Source organism: Mucilaginibacter panaciglaebae, from assembly GCF_039539265.1.
Classification (GTDB): domain Bacteria; phylum Bacteroidota; class Bacteroidia; order Sphingobacteriales; family Sphingobacteriaceae; genus Mucilaginibacter; species Mucilaginibacter panaciglaebae.
Genome location: NZ_BAABCV010000011.1, coordinates 1 through 19,515 on the forward strand (window position 1 = coordinate 1; position 19,515 = coordinate 19,515).

Annotated in this window: 19 protein-coding genes and 1 other RNA gene; 9 read left to right on the top strand and 11 right to left on the bottom strand. The window is 44.5% G+C overall.

Annotated elements, in window-relative coordinates; genetic code table 11:
• The first annotated feature begins 5 nt into the window (after nucleotides 1–5).
• Nucleotides 6–92 (top strand): IS3 family transposase, encoded by an 87-nt coding sequence (locus ABD772_RS17595; protein ID WP_425562807.1) that lies wholly within the window; start codon nucleotides 6–8, stop codon nucleotides 90–92.
• Between the two features lie 92 nt (nucleotides 93–184).
• On the opposite strand, the gene ABD772_RS14675 is transcribed toward ABD772_RS17595, so the two are convergent.
• Nucleotides 185–1,270, bottom strand: coding sequence for a mannose-1-phosphate guanylyltransferase (locus ABD772_RS14675; RefSeq protein ID WP_345105999.1), 1,086 nt, complete (start codon nucleotides 1,268–1,270; stop codon nucleotides 185–187).
• 250 nt (nucleotides 1,271–1,520) lie between these two features.
• Here ABD772_RS14675 and recQ point away from each other — a divergent pair, with 250 nt between their 5' ends.
• On the top strand, nucleotides 1,521–3,713 hold the full coding sequence (gene recQ / locus ABD772_RS14680; RefSeq protein WP_345106358.1) for a DNA helicase RecQ: 2,193 nt from the start codon (nucleotides 1,521–1,523) through the stop codon (nucleotides 3,711–3,713).
• A 48-nt stretch (nucleotides 3,714–3,761) separates the two neighbouring features.
• On the opposite strand, the gene ABD772_RS14685 is transcribed toward recQ, so the two are convergent.
• Both ABD772_RS14685 and ABD772_RS14690 read right to left on the bottom strand, forming a co-directional pair.
• Nucleotides 3,762–5,660 (bottom strand): OmpA family protein, encoded by a 1,899-nt coding sequence (locus tag ABD772_RS14685; RefSeq protein ID WP_345106001.1) that lies wholly within the window; start codon nucleotides 5,658–5,660, stop codon nucleotides 3,762–3,764.
• Nucleotides 5,661–5,693: 33 nt separating this feature from the next.
• Entirely contained in the window at nucleotides 5,694–6,317 is a 624-nt protein-coding gene (locus ABD772_RS14690; protein ID WP_345106003.1) for a 7-carboxy-7-deazaguanine synthase QueE, read from the bottom strand.
• 123 nt (nucleotides 6,318–6,440) lie between these two features.
• Between ABD772_RS14690 and ABD772_RS14695 the strand changes: the two genes are divergently transcribed.
• The gene (locus ABD772_RS14695; protein WP_345106006.1) at nucleotides 6,441–7,205 is read left to right on the top strand and encodes a hypothetical protein; all 765 of its coding nucleotides are present in this window, start codon (nucleotides 6,441–6,443) and stop codon (nucleotides 7,203–7,205) included.
• A 2-nt stretch (nucleotides 7,206–7,207) separates the two neighbouring features.
• Nucleotides 7,208–7,546 carry a Rieske (2Fe-2S) protein gene (locus ABD772_RS14700; RefSeq protein ID WP_345106009.1) on the top strand — a complete coding sequence of 113 codons (339 nt, stop codon included), beginning with the start codon at nucleotides 7,208–7,210 and terminating at the stop codon, nucleotides 7,544–7,546.
• Between the two features lie 115 nt (nucleotides 7,547–7,661).
• Here the strand turns inward: ABD772_RS14700 and ABD772_RS14705 are convergent, their stop codons facing one another.
• The gene (locus tag ABD772_RS14705) at nucleotides 7,662–8,543 is read right to left on the bottom strand and encodes a bifunctional 5,10-methylenetetrahydrofolate dehydrogenase/5,10-methenyltetrahydrofolate cyclohydrolase (protein ID WP_345106012.1); all 882 of its coding nucleotides are present in this window, start codon (nucleotides 8,541–8,543) and stop codon (nucleotides 7,662–7,664) included.
• 167 nt (nucleotides 8,544–8,710) lie between these two features.
• On the bottom strand, nucleotides 8,711–10,498 hold the full coding sequence (lepA, locus tag ABD772_RS14710) for a translation elongation factor 4 (protein WP_345106018.1): 1,788 nt from the start codon (nucleotides 10,496–10,498) through the stop codon (nucleotides 8,711–8,713).
• Between the two features lie 87 nt (nucleotides 10,499–10,585).
• Here lepA and ABD772_RS14715 point away from each other — a divergent pair, with 87 nt between their 5' ends.
• Nucleotides 10,586–11,107, top strand: coding sequence for an SHOCT domain-containing protein (locus ABD772_RS14715; protein WP_345106020.1), 522 nt, complete (start codon nucleotides 10,586–10,588; stop codon nucleotides 11,105–11,107).
• A gap of 74 nt (nucleotides 11,108–11,181) precedes the next feature.
• On the opposite strand, the gene ABD772_RS14720 is transcribed toward ABD772_RS14715, so the two are convergent.
• Entirely contained in the window at nucleotides 11,182–12,558 is a 1,377-nt protein-coding gene (locus ABD772_RS14720) for a sigma-54-dependent transcriptional regulator (protein ID WP_345106023.1), read from the bottom strand.
• A gap of 408 nt (nucleotides 12,559–12,966) precedes the next feature.
• Here ABD772_RS14720 and ABD772_RS14725 point away from each other — a divergent pair, with 408 nt between their 5' ends.
• The 3 genes from ABD772_RS14725 to ABD772_RS14735 all read left to right on the top strand — a co-directional run bounded on the left by ABD772_RS14725 (nucleotide 12,967) and on the right by ABD772_RS14735 (nucleotide 15,650).
• The gene (locus tag ABD772_RS14725; RefSeq protein ID WP_345106025.1) at nucleotides 12,967–14,076 is read left to right on the top strand and encodes an AAA family ATPase; all 1,110 of its coding nucleotides are present in this window, start codon (nucleotides 12,967–12,969) and stop codon (nucleotides 14,074–14,076) included.
• A 198-nt stretch (nucleotides 14,077–14,274) separates the two neighbouring features.
• On the top strand, nucleotides 14,275–14,802 hold the full coding sequence (locus ABD772_RS14730; RefSeq protein WP_345106028.1) for a transposase: 528 nt from the start codon (nucleotides 14,275–14,277) through the stop codon (nucleotides 14,800–14,802).
• Between the two features lie 275 nt (nucleotides 14,803–15,077).
• Nucleotides 15,078–15,650 carry a hypothetical protein gene (locus tag ABD772_RS14735; protein WP_345106030.1) on the top strand — a complete coding sequence of 191 codons (573 nt, stop codon included), beginning with the start codon at nucleotides 15,078–15,080 and terminating at the stop codon, nucleotides 15,648–15,650.
• A 20-nt stretch (nucleotides 15,651–15,670) separates the two neighbouring features.
• Here the strand turns inward: ABD772_RS14735 and ABD772_RS14740 are convergent, their stop codons facing one another.
• Nucleotides 15,671–16,195 (bottom strand): DUF4488 domain-containing protein, encoded by a 525-nt coding sequence (locus tag ABD772_RS14740; protein ID WP_345106033.1) that lies wholly within the window; start codon nucleotides 16,193–16,195, stop codon nucleotides 15,671–15,673.
• A gap of 121 nt (nucleotides 16,196–16,316) precedes the next feature.
• On the opposite strand from ABD772_RS14740, the gene ABD772_RS14745 reads away from it, so the two are divergent.
• On the top strand, nucleotides 16,317–17,339 hold the full coding sequence (locus ABD772_RS14745) for a hypothetical protein (protein ID WP_345106036.1): 1,023 nt from the start codon (nucleotides 16,317–16,319) through the stop codon (nucleotides 17,337–17,339).
• Between the two features lie 128 nt (nucleotides 17,340–17,467).
• On the opposite strand, the gene rnpB is transcribed toward ABD772_RS14745, so the two are convergent.
• The 4 genes from rnpB to ABD772_RS14765 form a co-directional block, all read right to left on the bottom strand.
• Nucleotides 17,468–17,840, bottom strand: an RNA gene (gene rnpB, locus ABD772_RS14750) — RNase P RNA component class A.
• 141 nt (nucleotides 17,841–17,981) lie between these two features.
• On the bottom strand, nucleotides 17,982–18,401 hold the full coding sequence (locus tag ABD772_RS14755; RefSeq protein WP_345106039.1) for a c-type cytochrome: 420 nt from the start codon (nucleotides 18,399–18,401) through the stop codon (nucleotides 17,982–17,984).
• Nucleotides 18,398–19,045 (bottom strand): SCO family protein, encoded by a 648-nt coding sequence (locus tag ABD772_RS14760; protein WP_345106042.1) that lies wholly within the window; start codon nucleotides 19,043–19,045, stop codon nucleotides 18,398–18,400. The genes ABD772_RS14755 and ABD772_RS14760 overlap by 4 nt, the downstream gene beginning before the upstream one ends.
• Before the next feature lies 1 nt (nucleotide 19,046).
• Entirely contained in the window at nucleotides 19,047–19,451 is a 405-nt protein-coding gene (locus tag ABD772_RS14765; RefSeq protein WP_345106045.1) for a lipoprotein, read from the bottom strand.
• Nucleotides 19,452–19,515 lie beyond the last annotated feature (64 nt).

The window sequence follows — 19,515 nt, forward strand, 5'->3', positions numbered from 1 at the left end:
AATACATTCATTACTACAACAATAAGAGAATAAAAAACAGGTTAAATGGAAAGAGCCCGGTGGAATACCGAGCTCTCGTACAAAAAACTTAATTTTGTAATCTGTCCAACTTTTTGGGGTCACACCACAAAAGTGACAACCTCTTTTATTTTCGCTCTATTGCTCCCTTGTGGGGAGCGGGGGGCTAAATATACTTGGCTCCAAATTGCTGTTTAACATCGGCAACTACTTTCTTAACGTTTTGTTCCTGGTCGCGCGGACAGATGAGCAGCGTGTTGTTCGATTCGACCACAATGTAGTCATGCAGGCCCTGCAGAATTACCAGTTTATCGTGGGGGACGTTTACCATGCAGTTTGAAGAATCATACATGATCACTTTTTCTGATGGGATTACCGCATTACCTACATAATCTTTTTCGGCCAGGTCATAAATGGATGCCCATGTTCCCAGGTCAGACCAGCCGAACTCAGAAGGTAATACATAAACATTTTCGGCTTTTTCCATAATACCATAGTCGATAGAAATATTGGTACATTGCAGGTAAGCCTGGTTTACGTGTGTGCGCTCACTTTCGGTATTGTAATGCGGGCGTGCTTCTGCAAAGATGTCGTTCATCTCGGGCAGGTGCTGCTCAAATGCGTTCACAATAGCTTTGGCCGACCAGACAAATATCCCCGCGTTCCACAAAAAGTCGCCGCTTTGCAAAAAGGTTTTAGCTATTTCCAGCGTAGGTTTCTCAGTAAAGGTTTTTACTTTATGAAATTCGCCATCGATAACATTATCGGTATATTGAATATAACCGTAGCCGGTGTCCGGGCGCGACGGCTTAATGCCCAGTGTTATCAGACAATGGTCTTTTGAAGCGGTTTTTAATGATTTTTCGATAGTAGACACAAATCCCGGCTCGTCAAGGATCAGGTGGTCAGATGGCGCAACTACAATAGCAGCATCAGGGTTCATCGATTCAATTTTGAACGAGCCATAGGCCACGCATGGTGCGGTATTGCGCATCACCGGTTCTGTCAGGATCTGGTTATCGGCCATATCTGGCAGCTGCGATTTTACCAGATCGGTATAGCTTTCATTTGTAACAACAAAAATATTTTCCTTAGGGCATACTTTTAAAAAACGATTATACGTTTGCTGTATTAAAGTTTTACCTGTGCCTAGTATATCGATAAACTGTTTTGGGTGCGACGTGCGGCTTATAGGCCAAAAACGGCTCCCGATACCGCCTGCCATGATTATGGCATAATAGTTTTTATTCATATTGTAATTGTAGAAATTATGTTTGGTGTTATCAAATACAAATGTGGGTATTTATCTGTTAAGTAATCATTAACCGACACGATATTGTTACCGTTAATTTGCCTCAGGGTATAAAAGAATAAATAAACAAATTGTTTTTAATCGGATAATCATTTTTGTATAAAATTTTAAAGTAAATCAGTCGTTTATTCTTAAATTTTTGTTACTTTAAACTTTCAAATTATTATCATAAATACGAGTACCTATAATGATAGAAACAAAAAAATCGCTCTTTGATAATCTCCAGAACTTTTTCGGGTTCGACAACTTCAAGGGAGAGCAAGAAGCGATTATAACCAACATTTTAGCAGGTAATGATACGTTTGTAATTATGCCTACAGGTGGTGGTAAATCAATGTGTTATCAGCTGCCTGCCTTAATGAGCGAAGGCACAGCTATTGTTATTTCGCCACTGATTGCGCTGATGAAAAATCAGGTTGACCAGTTGAGAGCTTTCGGCGGATCTGACAGCATTGCACATTTCCTTAATTCTTCATTGACAAAAGCCGAGATTATAAGAGTTAAAGATGATGTGCTGAGCGGCAAAACCAAATTACTTTACGTAGCGCCGGAGTCGTTAACCAAGCAGGAAAATATCGATTTTTTACGCCTCAACAACGTATCGTTTGTTGCGGTTGATGAAGCGCACTGTATATCAGAGTGGGGCCATGATTTCAGGCCCGAGTATCGCAAAATACGCCAGGTGATCAGTAATATCGGCGATGATATACCCATCATTGCCCTGACTGCTACGGCTACCCCTAAGGTACAGCAGGATATCCAGAAAAACCTGCAGATGAATAATGCAACGGTTTACAAGTCGTCATTTAACCGTGGAAACCTGTTTTACGAGGTACGCGCCAAGCGAAACGTTATCAAGGAAATTGTTAAGTACGTTAAGCAAAACCAGGGTAAATCGGGTATAGTGTATTGCTTAAGCCGTAAAAAAGTTGAAGAGGTTGCAGAAGTGCTGGCATTAAACGGCATCAAGGCTTTACCTTACCATGCGGGCCTGGAGGCTAAAGTGCGTGCTGATACACAGGATAAATTCCTGATGGAGGATGTAGACGTTATTGTGGCGACAATAGCCTTCGGAATGGGTATTGACAAACCGGACGTGCGTTATGTAATACACCATGACGTCCCTAAAAGTATGGAAGGTTACTACCAGGAAACAGGTCGTGCCGGTCGGGATGGCGGCGAGGGTGTCTGCGTAGCGTTCTACTCTCAAAAAGATATCGATAAGCTTCAGAAATTCATGAAGGATAAGCCGGTTTCCGAACGCGAAATTGGTACCCAGATATTAAAAGAGGTTATTGATTATGCCGAATCTTCGGTTTGCCGCCGTAAACAGCTATTGCATTACTTTGGCGAGAACTTTAACGAGGCCGGCTGTAATAATATGTGCGATAACTGCTGCGCATCAAAAACATACTTTGATGCCGAAGCGCAATTGCATAAAGCGCTAAACCTCATTAAACAAACAGGCGAGAAGTTTGACGATCATCATATCATCAATATTTTGATGGGTGTTGAAACCCAGCAGGTACATAGCTATGAGCATCATTTACTGGAGCTGTTTGGCACCGGTAAAGAGGACGGCGAAATACTTTGGAGCTCGTTGCTGCGCCAGGCATTGCTGAATAATTATCTGTCGAAAGACATTGATCAATACGGTTTATTGCGTTTAACCAAACTAGGAAATTCATTCCTGGAAAATCCGCACAGTATACGCTTTATCCTGAACCGGGTTATTGAGCCTGCTGACGACGATAATGATGATGAAGGCGCTAAGCAAGCCGGAGGCGCTCTGGATGCCCAGTTGCTGCAGATGCTTAAAGACCTGCGCAAAAAAATGGCCAAACAAAAGGGCTTACCGCCGTTTGTATTGTTCCAGGATCCGTCGTTAGAGGAAATGTGCACGCATTACCCAATAACTCAGGAAGAGTTAAGACAAATATCGGGCGTAGGAGCGGGCAAGGCGATGAAGTTTGGCGCACCGTTTATTGACCTGATCAAGAAATATGTTGAGGATAATGATATCGATCGGCCGGTTGATATGGTGATTAAAAGCGCCGCCAACAAATCGGCATTGAAAGTATTCATTATCCAGAATATTGACAGGCACTTAAACCTGGAAGATATAGCCGCCTCAAAAGGCTTAAGCTACGAGGAAGTACTGAAAGAGGTAGAAACCATTGTCAACTCAGGCACCAAGCTTAACCTGAACTACTACATCGATGAAGTAATAGATGAGGATAAACAGGAAGAAGTGTTCGATTACTTTAAATCGGCCGAAGTCGATTCCATCGACGATGCACTGGCCGAACTCGGGGCCGACGATTATACCCGCGAAGAGGTTCAGCTGATGCGGATAAAATTTATGTCAGAGTTAGGAAACTGACGAAAAGGTGAGAATCAAATTCTCACCTTTTTTACTTTATGTCTATTGTTACTTGGCAATGATCTTAAACTCGGTTCTCCGGTTTTTAGCTCTATTCTCGTCGCTGTCATTCGGTGCAATAGGTTGCGTTTTGCCGTAACCTTTGTATACCATGCGCCCCGGTTCGATCTTGCCACTGATCAGGAAGTCGTATACTGATTTAGCCCGGTTTTCTGAAAGTGTTTGGTTTAATTCATCGTTACCTACATTATCGGTGTGCCCGGATATTTCAATGCGCACGGTAGGGTTTAATTGCAGAAATTCGATCAGCTTCTGCAATTCTGCCCTTGACTCTGGCTCTAACTGATATTTATTAGTGTCAAAGAATATATTTTTCAAGATCACTTTGTTACCTACCTCGATAGGTTCTAATAGTGCCGTTATAAAAAAAGGGTTACTTGAGGTATGCCCAACCAGCGAAAAATTTTCCGAAAAAAACAGGTAACCCGGCCTTGATATATTCAGGCCGTAATTTTTACCTGCTGTTATTGTTGCCAGGAAATCGCCCTTGTCTGCCGAGCTGTAATCCTGGTAAACCGGGTGATTATTCTCCAGGGCAATGATTTCCACCGCCGATTCCAGCGGTTGATGCGTCCTGGCATCGCTAACAAAACCTTTTACATACGTTACCATGTGCGGGCGTAATTCTGCAGGCATTTCAAAGGTGTAAATATCAAAGCCGCCGTAACCATCCAGCTTGTTAGACGAGAAGAAAGCAAAGGCGCCACCGGCTGTCAGGCTTAATCCACTTTCATCACCATTGGTATTGATGGGGTAGCCCAGATTTTTAGGAACCTGCCATTTGCCGTCTTTACCAACCCGGCTTACAAACAGGTCCTGGTTACCCATGCCCGGCCAGCCGTTCGAGCAGAAATAGAGCGTACTGTCGTCAGGGTGTATAAAAGGCGATTGCTCATTATAGGCCGTGTTGATGGTAGGCCCCAGGTTTTCGGGTTCGCTCCAGCCTTTTTCAGTAAGCATTGATTTCCAGATATCGTAGCCACCATAGCCACCTTTGCGGTTACTTACAAAATAAAGCGTCCGGCCATCGGCGCTGATAGAAGGCTGCGACTCCCAGCCACTGGTATTAACCGGCGGACTTAAACTAAACGGTTTCGCCCAGTCGTCGCCACGTTTTTGCGCCACATAGATATCACAGCGCCCTTTACCGTCAGGGCGATTACAGCCGGTAAAAAACAAAAATTTACCATCCTGCGATACTGACTCAGACCCTTCGTTGTAATTTGGCGTATTAATACGGTCGCTCAGATAAATAGCTTTTTGCCATTGATCATTTGCTTTGTCGCTTTGGTAGAAGTCCTCGTTTTGGCCAATCTGGCGGGTGTAAATAATGGTCTTATCATCTGCAGTTGATACCGGCGAATATTCATCGGCACCGGTATTGATATTTGGCCCCATATTAATAGGTTTAAAGGGTACGGGGTGTTGCAGGGCATCAATAGCAAAAATGCAGTCCTTAAGTAACTTTTGAGCATATTCCCGGTCCCGGTCGGCGTTGTTTGGCAACGACAAAAACTTTTGCAAATGGGCAGTCGCCTCTTTGTATTGAGCCTCTGAGATTTCCATATCGGCAACTTTCGAGTATATAGCCCTGCTGTAGTTAGGATTTAAAGCGATAACTTTTTTATACTCATCAATACTGCCCTTATTGTTTTTTGTAAGATGCAGCATGTTACCCAATAAAGCATGGGCTTCAACAAATTTGTCGTCGGCGTTGATAGCTTTTTTCAGGAGTACGACAGCGTCAGGATAGCTGTGTTCGTCAATAGCCTGATTGGCCAGCGCATAGTTTTTTATAGCCTCCTGATTGGTGGTGGAGTAGGGCTGTTGTGCAAAAGCAAAAACAGAAAAAAAGAGCAATAAAAATGTAAGTATTACATTTTTCATGTAGTTAGCTTTAGTTTACACTAAGTTAACAAATTAAGGAATATTAAGGTATTTGTGTGTTTGTAAAGATATTTCCCATTTGGGGCTATTCATTACATAATCTACAATAAGCGGAGTCATCTCCTTAGCGCGCGACCATTCCGGCTGCAGATACAATTTACAGTCGGTTGATACCAGTGCGGCGTGCTGCTCGGCAAACTGAAAGTCAGACTTATTGAAAATGATCACTTTTAACTCATTAGCATGCTGCGCGATATGTGGAGAAGGGCCTTTGAATTTTTTTGGCGACAGACATATCCAATCCCAATGCCCCGAAAGCGGGTACGCACCTGATGTTTCAATAAACGTTTTGATGCCTTTGCCCTGCAGTTGGGCAGTCAGGTAATCAAGGTTATAGATCAAAGGTTCGCCGCCGGTTACAACAACGGCTTTGCCGGGATATTTTTGCGCATTCTCAACAATCGTGTCGGCAGGGGTAAGCGGGTGCAGTTCGGCATCCCAGCTTTCTTTGACATCGCACCAGTGGCAGCCCACATCACAACCACCCAGGCGAATAAAATACGCAGCCTTGCCGGTATTGTATCCCTCGCCTTGTATCGTGTAAAACTCTTCCATTAAAGGAAGCAATGTGCCGTCTTCCGGAACCTGGTGTGCCATAATAGGGCGCAAAGGTACTTAATTGAGCGTAAAGGAGAAAGCTCAAAGCAGAAAGCTTGCGTTAAGTTGACTTTCATCTTTATACTTTTAGCTTTCAGCTTAAAAAAAGTACATTTGATAATAATGAAAAAGCTTTACCTGCTAACTTCAGTCTGCCTGCTTTTTTGCTTCACCTCGTGTGTGGATATAGAGGAGCGCTATGACTTTAAAGCAGATGGTTCATGCAACGTAGTTTATGATTTTGATATGAGCCGTGCAATAGCAGTTTTTAAAAATATAATCTCAGATTCAGTTAAACAAACGCCGCAGTTTAATTTGGTTAAAGATACTACCATGAGTTTTCTGGCGGCCCTGCCCGACAGTTTGGAGAGCAAGCTTACAAAAGATGAACTGGCTCTGGCTGCAAACAGCAATCTGGCTATTAAAATGGATTTGCGAAAAAGCGTCATGAAGCTAAATATTACGCATACCGCCAAAAATGCCATCGACCTGAAATATTATTTAGAGCATCTCGCAAAAATATCTATGAACAGCCAGTTGGATGCTGTGACAAAAAGTACCCAGCAAACCCGCGGTTTTGACGCCCGGCAGCTAATGGCCGGACAAGATTATTATCAATATGACGTCACCCCGCATAAGTTTTACCGGATCATTGATAAAGTTAAGTTCAATGCTTTCCTTAAGAAAACACAGAATACATTAGTTATGGCTAAAGCCATGTTGATAGATATGCCTTATAAAGTGATGTTGAATTTTGCCAAACCGGTTAAGAAAGTAAACAATCCGAGAGCTATTGTTTCTGCAGACAGGCGCCATGTAACGCTCATGACCAACATGGACGACCTTATTAAAGATCCGACCATTATGGACCTGAAAATCGATTTTTAACTATGACCTGGTATAAAATACCTGATTTTCAATTTACCGGTAAGCCGTTTATTAAGAAAGTAAAAGTTAATAGTAAGGGGATTTGCCTGGTTGGCTATGAGGGCGATATTTATGCTTTATCATCAACCTGCCCGCATGCCGGCGGCGAATTAAGCGGCGGCTGGTGCAGAAATGGAAAGCTTATCTGCCCCATTCACCGATATTCGTATGATATCCATACCGGCAAGGGAGACCCCGGCCAAAATGATTTTATAGACACTTATCCTGTTGAAATAAGAGAAGATGGAGTCTACATAGGTATGACTTCCTTTTTTGAAAGATTTAAACAAGCGTTTAAATGAGTAGTCATACCCACCACGTCATCACGAACGAGGTATGAGTGAGGCGATCGCTATAAAAAGCGACGAAATCTGTCGCGTATAGATTGCCACGCTACGTTCGCAATGACGCTTTTGGTTATTGGTATACTTCTTTTTTTGCCGACGCCAGAGTGTTTTTCAGCAGCCCAATAATGGTCATCAAACCTACACCGCCCGGTACCGGGGTTATCCATGATGACTTTGGTGCTACGTTCTCAAAATCAACATCGCCATAAAGCTTAAAGCCCGATTTGGTGGTAGTTGAAGTTTCGCGGTTCATACCAACGTCAATAACTACTACACCATCTTTTACCATATCGGCAGTAATAAAATTCTTTTTGCCGATGGCTACGATCAGGATATCGGCATCCAGCGTAAATTTCTTAATATCGGGTGTGCGGCTATGGCAAATGGTTACGGTACAGTTACCCGGCGTTGTATTGCGGGCCATCAGTATGCTCATGGGCGAGCCCACTATGTTACTCCGGCCAACTACTACACAATGTTTACCTGCGGTTTCGATACCATACTCTTTCAGCATCAAAGTAATGCCATACGGTGTAGCCGGAATAAACGACGGTAAATTACGCTGCATGCGCCCCAGGTTAATAGGGTGGAAACCGTCAACATCTTTACGGTGGTCAATGCGTTCGGTTACTTTTTCTGGGTCGATATGTTTTGGTAGCGGTAGTTGTACGATGATACCATCGATATCTGCATCGGTATTAAGCTCTTCAACTTTTTTAAGCAATTCGGCCTCGCTAACGGTATCTTCATAACGCACCAGGCTTGATTTAAAACCAACCTTCTCGCAGTTTTTCATTTTGCTGGCCACGTAAGTCTCGCTGCCACCGTCATGACCAACCAACACCGCCACCAAATGCGGCTTGCGGCCGGTTGTAGCCAGTATTTCAGCCGCCTCTTCGGCTATTTCAACTTTCAATTTTTCTGATACGTATTTTCCGTCTAAAAGCTGCATAGTATAAATATTAATAAAGCGTCATTGCAGAACGAAGCTATCTCTGATAGCGAAAGGCGTACCGGACAATGATATTATTATAGATTATTAGTTCTGATATCTTATTTGCATGTGTAGCGATTGCTTCGTACCTTGCAATAACGAGTCGGCGAAACGCTCTCCAAGGCCTAATCCAATTTCAACACCGCCATAAACGCGCTTTGTGGTATCTCTACGTTACCTACCTGGCGCATGCGTTTTTTACCGGCTTTTTGTTTTTCTAATAATTTACGCTTACGCGATATGTCACCACCATAACATTTGGCAGTTACGTCTTTACGCATAGCTTTTACGGTTTCACGGGCAATGATCTTAGCACCGATTGATGCCTGTATAATGATCTCAAATTGCTGACGCGGTAAAAGCTCTTTCAACTTCTCGCAGATCTTTTTGCCAAAATCGTACGAGTTGCTGCGGTGTATTAGTGACGATAGCGCATCCACAGGTTCGGCATTCAGCCGGATATCCAGTTTTACCAGGTCGCTGGCGCGATAGCCTATTTGATGGTAGTCGAATGAGGCATAACCTTTGGATATGGTTTTCAATTTATCGTAGAAATCGAAAACGATCTCGCCCATAGGCATCTCGAATACCAGCTCCACACGGTCTGAGGTAAGGTAAGATTGGTTGACAATCATACCACGTTTTTGTATACATAAAGACATAACCGGCCCTACAAAGTCGGCTTTGGTGATGATGGTTGCTTTGATGTATGGTTCTTCAACGCGGTCAATCTTGCTCGGGTCCGGCAAGTCAGACGGGTTGTTCACTGCCAATTCTTCGCCTTTGGTGGTATAAGCCAGATACGATACGTTTGGAACGGTGGTAATAACCGTCATATTAAACTCACGCTCCAAGCGCTCCTGGATAATCTCCATGTGCAGCATCCCCAGGAACCCGCAACGGAAACCGAAGCCCAAAGCGGCTGATGATTCCGGTTCAAAAACCAATGAAGCATCGTTTAGCTGCAATTTAGCCATCGATTCGCGCAGCTCTTCAAAGTCTTCGGTATCAACCGGGTAAATACCGGCAAATACCATGGGCTTAACCTCTTCAAAACCCTGTATTCCCTGCTCGCAGGGGCGGTCGATGGTAGTAATGGTGTCACCCACCTTTACCTCTTTAGCTTCTTTGATCCCCGAAATGATATAACCCACATCGCCGGTTTTAATAACGTCTTTAGGGAGTTGGCGTAATTTTAGCGTGCCGACTTCATCAGCAATATATTCTTTTTCTGTTGCGACGAATTTTACACGATCGCCTTTTTTTATCTGGCCGTTTACTACTTTAAAGTAAGCAATAATACCACGGAAGGAGTTAAATACCGAATCGAAGATCAAGGCTTGTAGTGGTGCTTCCGGGTCGCCGACAGGGGCAGGAACACGCTCGACAATGGCACGCAGGACATCGTGGACACCCATGCCTGTTTTGCCCGATGCTGCTAATATCTCCTCTCGTTTGCAGCCAATCAGGTCCACGATCTGGTCTTTCACTTCCTCTGGCATGGCACCGGGAAGGTCCATTTTATTCAATACAGGGATAATCTCCAGGTCATTCTCTAAAGCCAGGTAAAGGTTTGATATGGTCTGTGCCTGTATACCCTGGGCAGCATCAACTATCAACAGGGCGCCTTCGCAGGCAGCTATGGAGCGTGATACTTCGTACGAGAAATCTACGTGTCCGGGTGTGTCAATCAGGTTCAGGACGTACTTTTGTCCTTCAAGCTCATAGTCCATCTGGATGGCGTGGCTTTTTATCGTGATACCACGCTCGCGCTCCAGGTCCATATCATCCAGTAACTGGGCTTGGCTTTCGCGCTTGGTAATGGTATTAGTATACTCTAATAACCTGTCGGCAAGGGTACTCTTGCCGTGGTCAATATGCGCTATTATACAAAAATTACGTATGTGCTTCATTCAGCCGCAAAAATAGTTTTTTTGGGCGACAAATTTGTATGGTTTCAGCGATTTAGCTAACTTGAAAAGGTTTATCAAAACATACTTATGAAACAACTACTATTTGCATCTATTTTGCTAATGCCATTTTTGAGCCGGGCACAGGTAAAAGAATACAAAGCATCAAACGGGGTTACCTATCATGTGGGCGATACCCTGCGCCTGGGGCTGGGTTCTAAAGCCGATGGTTCATTTTTATATGTTGAAGACAAGGGCTTACTAGGCCGGGTGGGGCCATTCGGCAATATGCCCGGACGCAGCCAGCCGGTGCGCAGCCTGTCTAAAGATTATGCCAATGTTGGCGCCGTCATTAAAAGTATTAACAAAACCTCGGTTAACGGTGTTCAAAAATATACGTTCAGTGTAAATCCAGGCGGACCGATGCGCTATAATGTCTATGTTGATGATGCCATTGCTGCCTGCGAAGTAAAGCCCTGTAAAAGTGATAGCCCCGCTGCTGCAACCGGTTCTGTAGCAGATGAAATTAAAAAGTTAAAAGCTTTGATGGACTCGGGCGCTATTACCAAATCTGAATATGAAACACAAAAAAAGAAGCTGCTGGGCGACTGACGCACCCGAGTTATAAGTAAAAAGGCGTGCCAGTTTGCACTGGTACGCCTTTTTACTTTCGGCATGGCGCGAAGTTACTCGCCGCGCTTTAATCCGTATTTCTCTATTTTGCTATACAGGTGGCTTCGCTGTATATCAATATCATCGGCAGTTTTTGATACGTTCCAGTTGTTTTTTTCGAGTTTGAACTTAATGTATTCGCGCTCGGCATAGTCTTTATAGTCCTGGAAGTTTTTAAATTGGTTATAGTCGGTTTGCGGAGCCGCGGCCTGCGCCTCTGTACTCACAGGTGCAGATGGGTTTGCAAAGGATTTCACGTCATCTTCGGTAATGGTCTTTTCGCTCAGAATGATCAGGCGTTCAACCATATTGCGCAGCTCGCGAATGTTACCGGTCCAGGGCAGTGCTTTCAGGGCTTCCAATGCGCCGTCCGATATCCTCTTAACCGGCATACCGTATTCGTTACAGATCTCTTCTAAAAAGCTTAGGGTAAGCAGCGGGATATCATCTTTACGTTCAGTAAGCGGCGGCACGTGGATAAGTATAACACTTAGGCGATGGTAAAGGTCCATACGGAAGTTACCGGCTTCGATTTCTTTGAGCAGGTCTTTGTTGGTTGCCGCCACTACGCGTACGTCTACCTCTATCTCTTTCTCGCCGCCTACGCGGGTTATCTTATTCTCTTGTAAGGCCCGCAATACTTTAGCCTGGGCCGACAGGCTCATATCGCCAATCTCGTCCATAAACAACGTACCACCATTGGCCGATTCAAACTTACCGATACGCTGTTTGATAGCCGAGGTAAACGAACCTTTCTCATGGCCAAACAATTCACTCTCAATTAATTCGGACGGAATAGCCGCACAGTTAACTTCGATAAGCGGGGCATTGGAGCGGCTTGATTTTTCATGGAGCCAACGGGCCACCAATTCTTTACCGCTGCCATTGGCGCCGGTGACCAGAACACGGGCATCAGTAGGGGCAACGCGGTCAATGGTTTCCTTGATCTTAGCAATAGCCTGAGATTCACCCAATATCGGGCGGACTTTGGACACCTTACGTTTCAGTACTTTGGTTTCGACCACCAAACTACCGCGGTCAAGTGCGTTGCGAACGGTGATCAACAAGCGGTTCAGATCAGGTGGTTTGGAAATGAAGTCGAAGGCGCCTTTTTTACTGGCCTCAACAGCGGTTTCGACCGTGCCGTGGCCTGATATCATAATAAACGGCAGGTCGGGTTTAATAGAAAGGCCTTCGGTAAGTACTTCCATGCCGTCCATGCGGCTCATTTTTATATCGCAGAGTACCAGGTCATAGTCGTGATTGCGGATCATTTCTAACCCGTCAATACCATTATCTACATCTTCAACCTCGTAGTCTTCATATTCAAGTATCTCGCGAAGCGTATTACGGATCGCCCGCTCGTCGTCAATTATTAAAATTTTAGCCATTATATGTTAGATCAATTCCTTGTAATTACGTTAACTAATATAGGATTTGTACAGGAAACTAAACACTTTTTAAGCGCTCTTGTTTTGGCCATAGGCGATTTTTTTGATTTAAAGGTTAAATCCTGCGCTGAGTAAACGCCCTCACTGCCCCGGTATCTGCTTTTTATTGCTAATGCGGACTGCGCAGTGATCCACCTGCGAGTGTGTATCAATTTGGATCAATTGGATCATTTAATTTTTTTAATATTTTCAAAATCAACATGTTATCAAATTGTGCGGACAATTTTGGATCACTTTGGATCACGTTTTCTGACTTTTAAGTCGTTTTTTGGATCAGTCGTCTGCTGACAAATCAGTGTCACCACTTTACTTCAAATTCCTGCCTACCTTGCATAAAAACCTTTCTACATGAGTAATTACAGAGAATATCCCACTTTTGAGCGCCCGGCGGAGATCGAGCTGATCCGCTCTATGGCGCACAGGCCGTTAACCAAAAAGGAAAATAAAGTGCTCGATAATTTTTTCCGGGATGCTGCCGACAGCAGCGACGCGTTTATTGTTAAATCGGCCGCCGACTGGCTCCGAACCACCGATGATGCTCTGGGGGCAGGGGATATGTTGTTTGGCGATTTCTGGTATCGGGGCGAGTTGTGTATTATGTTTGCCGATACCAACGTGGGCAAATCAATCCTTGCCGTACAAATTGGCGACAGCCTGAGCAGGGGTGAAGCCATTGCCGGGATCGACACGGCGCAGAGGCCAGAAAAGGTATTGTATTTTGATTTCGAACTTAGTACCATGCAGTTTAAAAAGCGCTACAGCAATGGCATGTATGGCGATTACCGGTTCAGCCCGAATTTTGCGCGGCTGGTGTTTAATCCCGATGCAAATGGCGCACGCAAATTTGCCACCTATGCCGACTACCTCAACAATGCCATTGAAAATGTTATCATATCCAGCGGCGCCCGCATCCTTATTATTGATAACATTACCTGCCTGCGCAGCGGTACAGAAGCCGCCGCCAGCGCCGTAAGCCTGATGAGCAAGCTGCAGGCTATCAAACATCAATATAAACTGTCAATACTTGTGCTGGCACACACACCCAAGCGCAACCCTGCAAAACCCATCAGCCGTAATGACCTGCAAGGCAGCAAAATGCTTATCAATTTTGCCGACAGTGCTTTCGCCATTGGTGAGAGCCAGACCGATGCCGGCCTGCGCTATCTTAAACAGATAAAACAGCGCAGCGGCACCCAGGTTTATGGTGCCGATAATGTGCGCCTGTGCCGCATCATAAAACCTTACAATTTCCTGCACTTTGACCTTGCCGGCCGCGAACCCGAAGCCCGCCACCTGCTGCAATACACCGAGCAGCACCGCAAAATTACCGAAGACCGCGTAGTCCAACTGCGCAGCCAGGGGCTGAGTATCCGCGCAGTTGCCGCCGAAACAGCCATGTCTTTCGGGACGGTTTGCAGAATGGTAAAGCGGTTAGAGCGGGCGGGTACCAATGGTTAAGTTGAAGCTTCTACCAATGATTGTTATCAATAAGCATAGTCATCACCGCCATACTCTCCATCGCGTCGTCGCTGTAAAGGTCAGATAATTCAGACACAAGAATAACTTCGCACGCAAACTTTTATAATATCCAAATAAATGTCCGCGCCCTTGTTGGTGTTATCACCAATAAGCACCAATATTTACTAAATTAGCATAATGGCCGATATCAATTTTGACTACCATGCCCAGTTTTTCACCGCGACGATATTGGAATGGAAGCAGTTGTTAACACGCGATGCTTTTAAAGATATCATTATAAATAGCCTGCTGTTCTTAAAAAATGAGAAAAGCATTGTGGTATACGGTTTTGTAATAATGCCAAATCATATTCATTTAATCTGGCAGATTCAAGATGGATTTATAAAAGAAAAAATACAATTGCGATTTTTAAAATATACAGCCCAGCAGTTAAAGTTCGAACTGGCAAAAAACAGCCCAAATGAATTAAAACATTATCGGGTAAATGCCAAAGACAGAGAATTTCAAATTTGGGAACGAAACTCGTTGAGCATTGACTTGTGGACGCCAGGCGTCTTTATGCAAAAACTGGATTATATACACAATAACCCGATACAAACAAAATGGAATTTGGCGAGACATCCGGCGGATTATAAATACTCGTCTGCCAAATTCTATGAAACTGGTATAGATGATCTTGGACTACTAACACATCACTGCGCATGATACTTGTTGGTGATAACACCAACAAGGGCTAAAAAATATATAGTCTCCTGATAACACCAATAAGGGCTATAGATGATCTTGGACTACTAACACATCACTGCGCATGATACTTGTTGGTGATAACACCAACAAGGGCTAGAACAGGTATATAGTTACCTGTTGACACCAATAAGGGCTAGAAAGGTCAGATAATTCAGACACAAAAATAACTTAGCACGCAAACTTTTATAATATTCAAATAAATGTCTATAATTGCGGTAGACTTTATAGATATTATGAAAAAACTTTTACTCGCTACATCAATCGTTTTAATTTTAAGTACTTTAAGCAAAGCGCAAAATGTTAAAGAAGTACCACCCGATTCCATTAGTTATTCGGGGGCTTTATATCAAAAAATATCGGCTAAGCCAAAGTATCCCAGGGTTGTTGGCTACCTGGGTTTTATACTGCCTTTAGAAACCTTACAAGAGGGACATCTGACCCCGAATTTTGACCACCACACAACCAAAATAGGTTTTCCGGCTGGTGTAAACGTTCTTTACAGCGACCACTTCGGATTTAGCTATGAGTTTGTGCCAACTATCACAGCGGCTGGTGGCACAAGCAAAATGAGCAACTTGTTATTTCATCCAGGCACAATGTTTCGGTTTGATCACGGGTTTGCCATAATTACCAGACTGGCATTTGAAACATCGGGCAGATACGGATTTACCCCGGTGTTCAATCAGGTATTTGCGCATACAAAAGCGGTCAATTACTTTGTTTCGGCTGCTCTGCCTAATCGATGGGGAAATGCTGATAAATATTCTTTAGGGCTTAGCTTGCAATTTGGGTTCAGTTTCAATTAATTGGTAAATTATGCCCAATACTATAACACCTGTTTGACTGGCAACGGTGAGGGGCCGGGCCGCCTTTTACCCACACAGGCGGCGTATAATAGTGTTTTTACCGATGAATACAACGTCAGCATATCCGTTGTTCTGCGCCAATGTTCTGTAAATGAGGCTCCGTTGGCGACGGTGAAACTAAGTGTCAGCAGTTTTTTGTCGTCGCTGAAGTGGTAGTGTATGATGACGTCTTTGTCTTTGAACACAAAACCTATACCTTCTTTGACGTAAGACGAGCGTTCGGTATAGGTTCCGTCATTGTTCACCGTGTATCTGCCGCTATGCGATGTGAATGTTTTTGAAGCCTTAGTTTGCTGGTTAACAAAGGTATGATTGGGGTAAAATATCTTGGTATAACGCACAGGCGGCTCTTGTTGCCCGTAATAGGCCGATTCGTCAAGTTGCCAGCTGCCGTAAAATGCTTTTTCGTCGGCTTGTGCAAACACGGTTGTGGCACCAAAATGGAAGCAAAGAAACAGAGCAGCAAATTTTAAAATTGATTTCATGGTTAGGTTATTGGTTTAATCAAATGTATAAAAACGATCATATATTTTAGCTGACCGGGTTTAACAAGCACCGGCAATGCAGGATGTTTGTAATACGATAGCCGATGGCTATATTAGCTCAATGAGCAGAAAACACATTTTTGTATTTTGTATATTGTTATTTTCATGCCGGTTATACGCCCAAACAGATAACAGATCAATTCATACTAAAACCAGATTGGGTGTTTCGGCATCGGTATTTACCATAAACGGCAAGCCTGCATTTCTTTATGGTATTAGTTATTATGGCGCGCTTGGCGCGCCCGATCGTTCAATTGAGCAGGATCTGGCAGATATTAAGCGGTATAAATTCAACTGGATACGTGTTTGGGTAAATTGGGCCGGAGGCGATACCGATATCAGCGCCGTGGACGATAATGGCTATCAGGTTAATACCTACATGGATAAACTGAAATGGTTAGTTGCGCAATGCGACCGCCGCGGCATCGTGGTAGATATAACACTTGCCCATGGCAATAAAAAAGACGGCATGTCTTTAAAAACGCTGGCCGCCCATCAACAGGCAGTAAGGTCTGTAATATCGGCGTTAGGCTCTTACGGTAACTGGTATCTTGACCTGGCTAATGAGCATGATGTTGGCGACAACAGGTATGTAAGCTTTGATGATCTGAAAGCGTTGCGCGAGTTATGTAAAACATTAAAGCCCGGCTTACTGGTTACCGCTTCGGCAGGTGGAGACATCAGCAAAGCTGATCTGGGTGCTTATCTGCAAAAAGTTGAGGTTGACTTCATCAGTCCCCATCGACCGCGAACACCGGAGTCGGCAATGCAAACCGAAGCCAGGACACGTGAATATATTGAACAGATGAAAACTTACGGAAGGGTAATTCCTGTGCATTATCAGGAGCCTTTTCGCCGTGGTTATACCAACTGGCAACCCGAAGTAAAAGACTATGTAGCAGATCTGAACGGAGCCATAGCCGGCGGGGCTGCCGGCTGGTGTTTTCATAACGGCGACCAGCGAGCGAGCGAAGGCAATAAGCCCCAACGCTCTTTTGATATGCACGAACAACGCCTGTTTGATCAACTGGATGCGGTGGAGTTGGCGGCCATTAAAGTAATAGCTAACCGGTTGAAGCGTTAAGTTTCCCACTCCGCGTATAGTGAGGAACGAAGCATTCTCAATTCATGCCCGCCGATTCTTCTCCTCGCACTGACGTGGTGGGTAAGTGGGTTACACAAAAACGCCCAACCTTACGGCCGGGCGTTTTAATCAGCAGCAAAGCTGTAAGCCGGGTTCTGTACCGCCGTTATGGGGCGTTTCTATCATTGATCTGGACCTGCCGTTGCCGGCAGGCTCAAGCAACCTACCCATCCCGATAGACTCGAGGCCTGGAAGCGAGCAGCTTCACATTCGGGACCTATTTGGTTTTTCAACTCCTGAGGTTTACCGCAATCCCGGTCGCCCGGAAAAGCCGTGAGCTCTTACCTCACGTTTTCACCCTTACCCGCGAGGGGCGGTATATTTTCTGTGGCACTTGCTGTCGCCGGCTGCCGGCGCCTTCCCGTTAGGAAGCAGGATGCTCTATGTTGCCCGGACTTTCCTCCGCCGCGTTGCCGCAGCAGCGATAGAACGTTTTGCAAGTGTAAAGGTAGCTTTTTTAGTCGGGAAGTTTGTTAGTAATAGCAAACCTGTCATAGCGGGCTAAGCGTGGCAATCGCACGAAAAAAAGCAAAGTTCGCGGTTGCTTCGTCATTCTCCTTCGCAATGACATGAGTGACTACATCATTTACACTTCAACAGCTCTGCTTCAACCTGCTGCGAGGTGATCAAGCCTTGATTATTACCAAAAGAATTTCCTGTATAGGTCAGTACTTCGGCAATCTCTATCGGGGCCAGGTCGGTGGGGGGCATGTCGCTGTCGTAGGCTTTTTTATTGACGATGAGTATTTTATCTTTCAAGCCGTATTTGACGAAGCAGGAAAGTGCGGCCTTGTTTTTACGGAGGAAGGCCGTGTCAGTTAACGGCGGCATCAATGCCGACAGGCCCTGCCCGTCGGCGCCATGGCAGTTTTCGCATTGGGTAGTGTAAATTACCTTGCCTGTAGTGTAATAGCGTTTAAAAGTAATATCATTATCATTCTGACATGAATAGATGAGTACAGCCAGCAGCAGGCACAATGCGCTTATTACCTTTAGTTTCATTTCTGATCGGGTTCGGCTTTAAGGGTTTTGATATCGGCAATGAGGTGATCTACCTGTTCAGGCACAGTGCCGTCATAAGTACCACGGATGCGCTTTTGTTTATCAACCAAAATAAAATAGCCGTCGTGAATAAACAGCTGCTTAGCATCTTCTTCGGGCTTGCGCACCAGGTAGCTTTCTGATAGCTTATAAATTTCTTCTTTCTTGCCTTGCAACAACCACCAGGTATTACCGGCAATGCCCAGTTTATCGGCATATTTTTTCAACACTTTAACACTGTCATGTTTGGGGTCGATGGTGTAGGATATGATCTTTACATCTTTGTCGTTTTTATAAGCCTGGTAAACATTAAGCATATTGCGGTGCATAACGGGGCAGATAGAAGGGCAGGTGGTAAAAAAGAAATCGGCCACGTAAATACTACCATCAAGGCTTTTGCTGCTTATGCTATCGCCGTATTGATTAACCGTTTTAAAGTCGGGGATGGTTTGGTAAACCGTATCGGTAGCCGTTTTGCCGTTAACAGTTTTGGTTACCGGCGTACGATTGCCGTAGACGGGTAATTTGTTATTATCGGCCGAATTAAATTTACAGGCGCTTGCTAAAACCAGCAGCGCCGATGCGGCACTAATCAATCTCTTCATGTTATTTTGTTTTTGCTTTCAGAAATTCGCTTGATGTTTTGATCGATTCACGCATCATAGAGTCAATTCTGCCAATACGGATCTTTTGGGCGGTCATGTAAGCCATAAAATAATCATGCGATTTACCTTTGGGCGCGGGGTCAAACTTTTGCATCCAGTCTTCCATAAAGCCATCAACCTTAGTTAGTTGGATAATCATTGCGCTTATCCTGGTTTTGGCAGTATCGCCTGCTGTTTTTAGCAGCGTATCCAGCTTCATTTTGTTATGCATCAACTGCTCGTCATGACCCATCACAGTATCGTGCATTTTAATCACGTCGTCAAGCAGGGCTTTTTCTTGTTTTTTGGTGTCGCTGCACGCAGCGAGGGCAAGCGCGGCAAAAGCTAAAAGAAATATCTTTTTCATAAAGTTGTCAGGATATGATGCGCAAAATTACACTATGCAAGCCGTTTTATGTAATCTGCAAGTT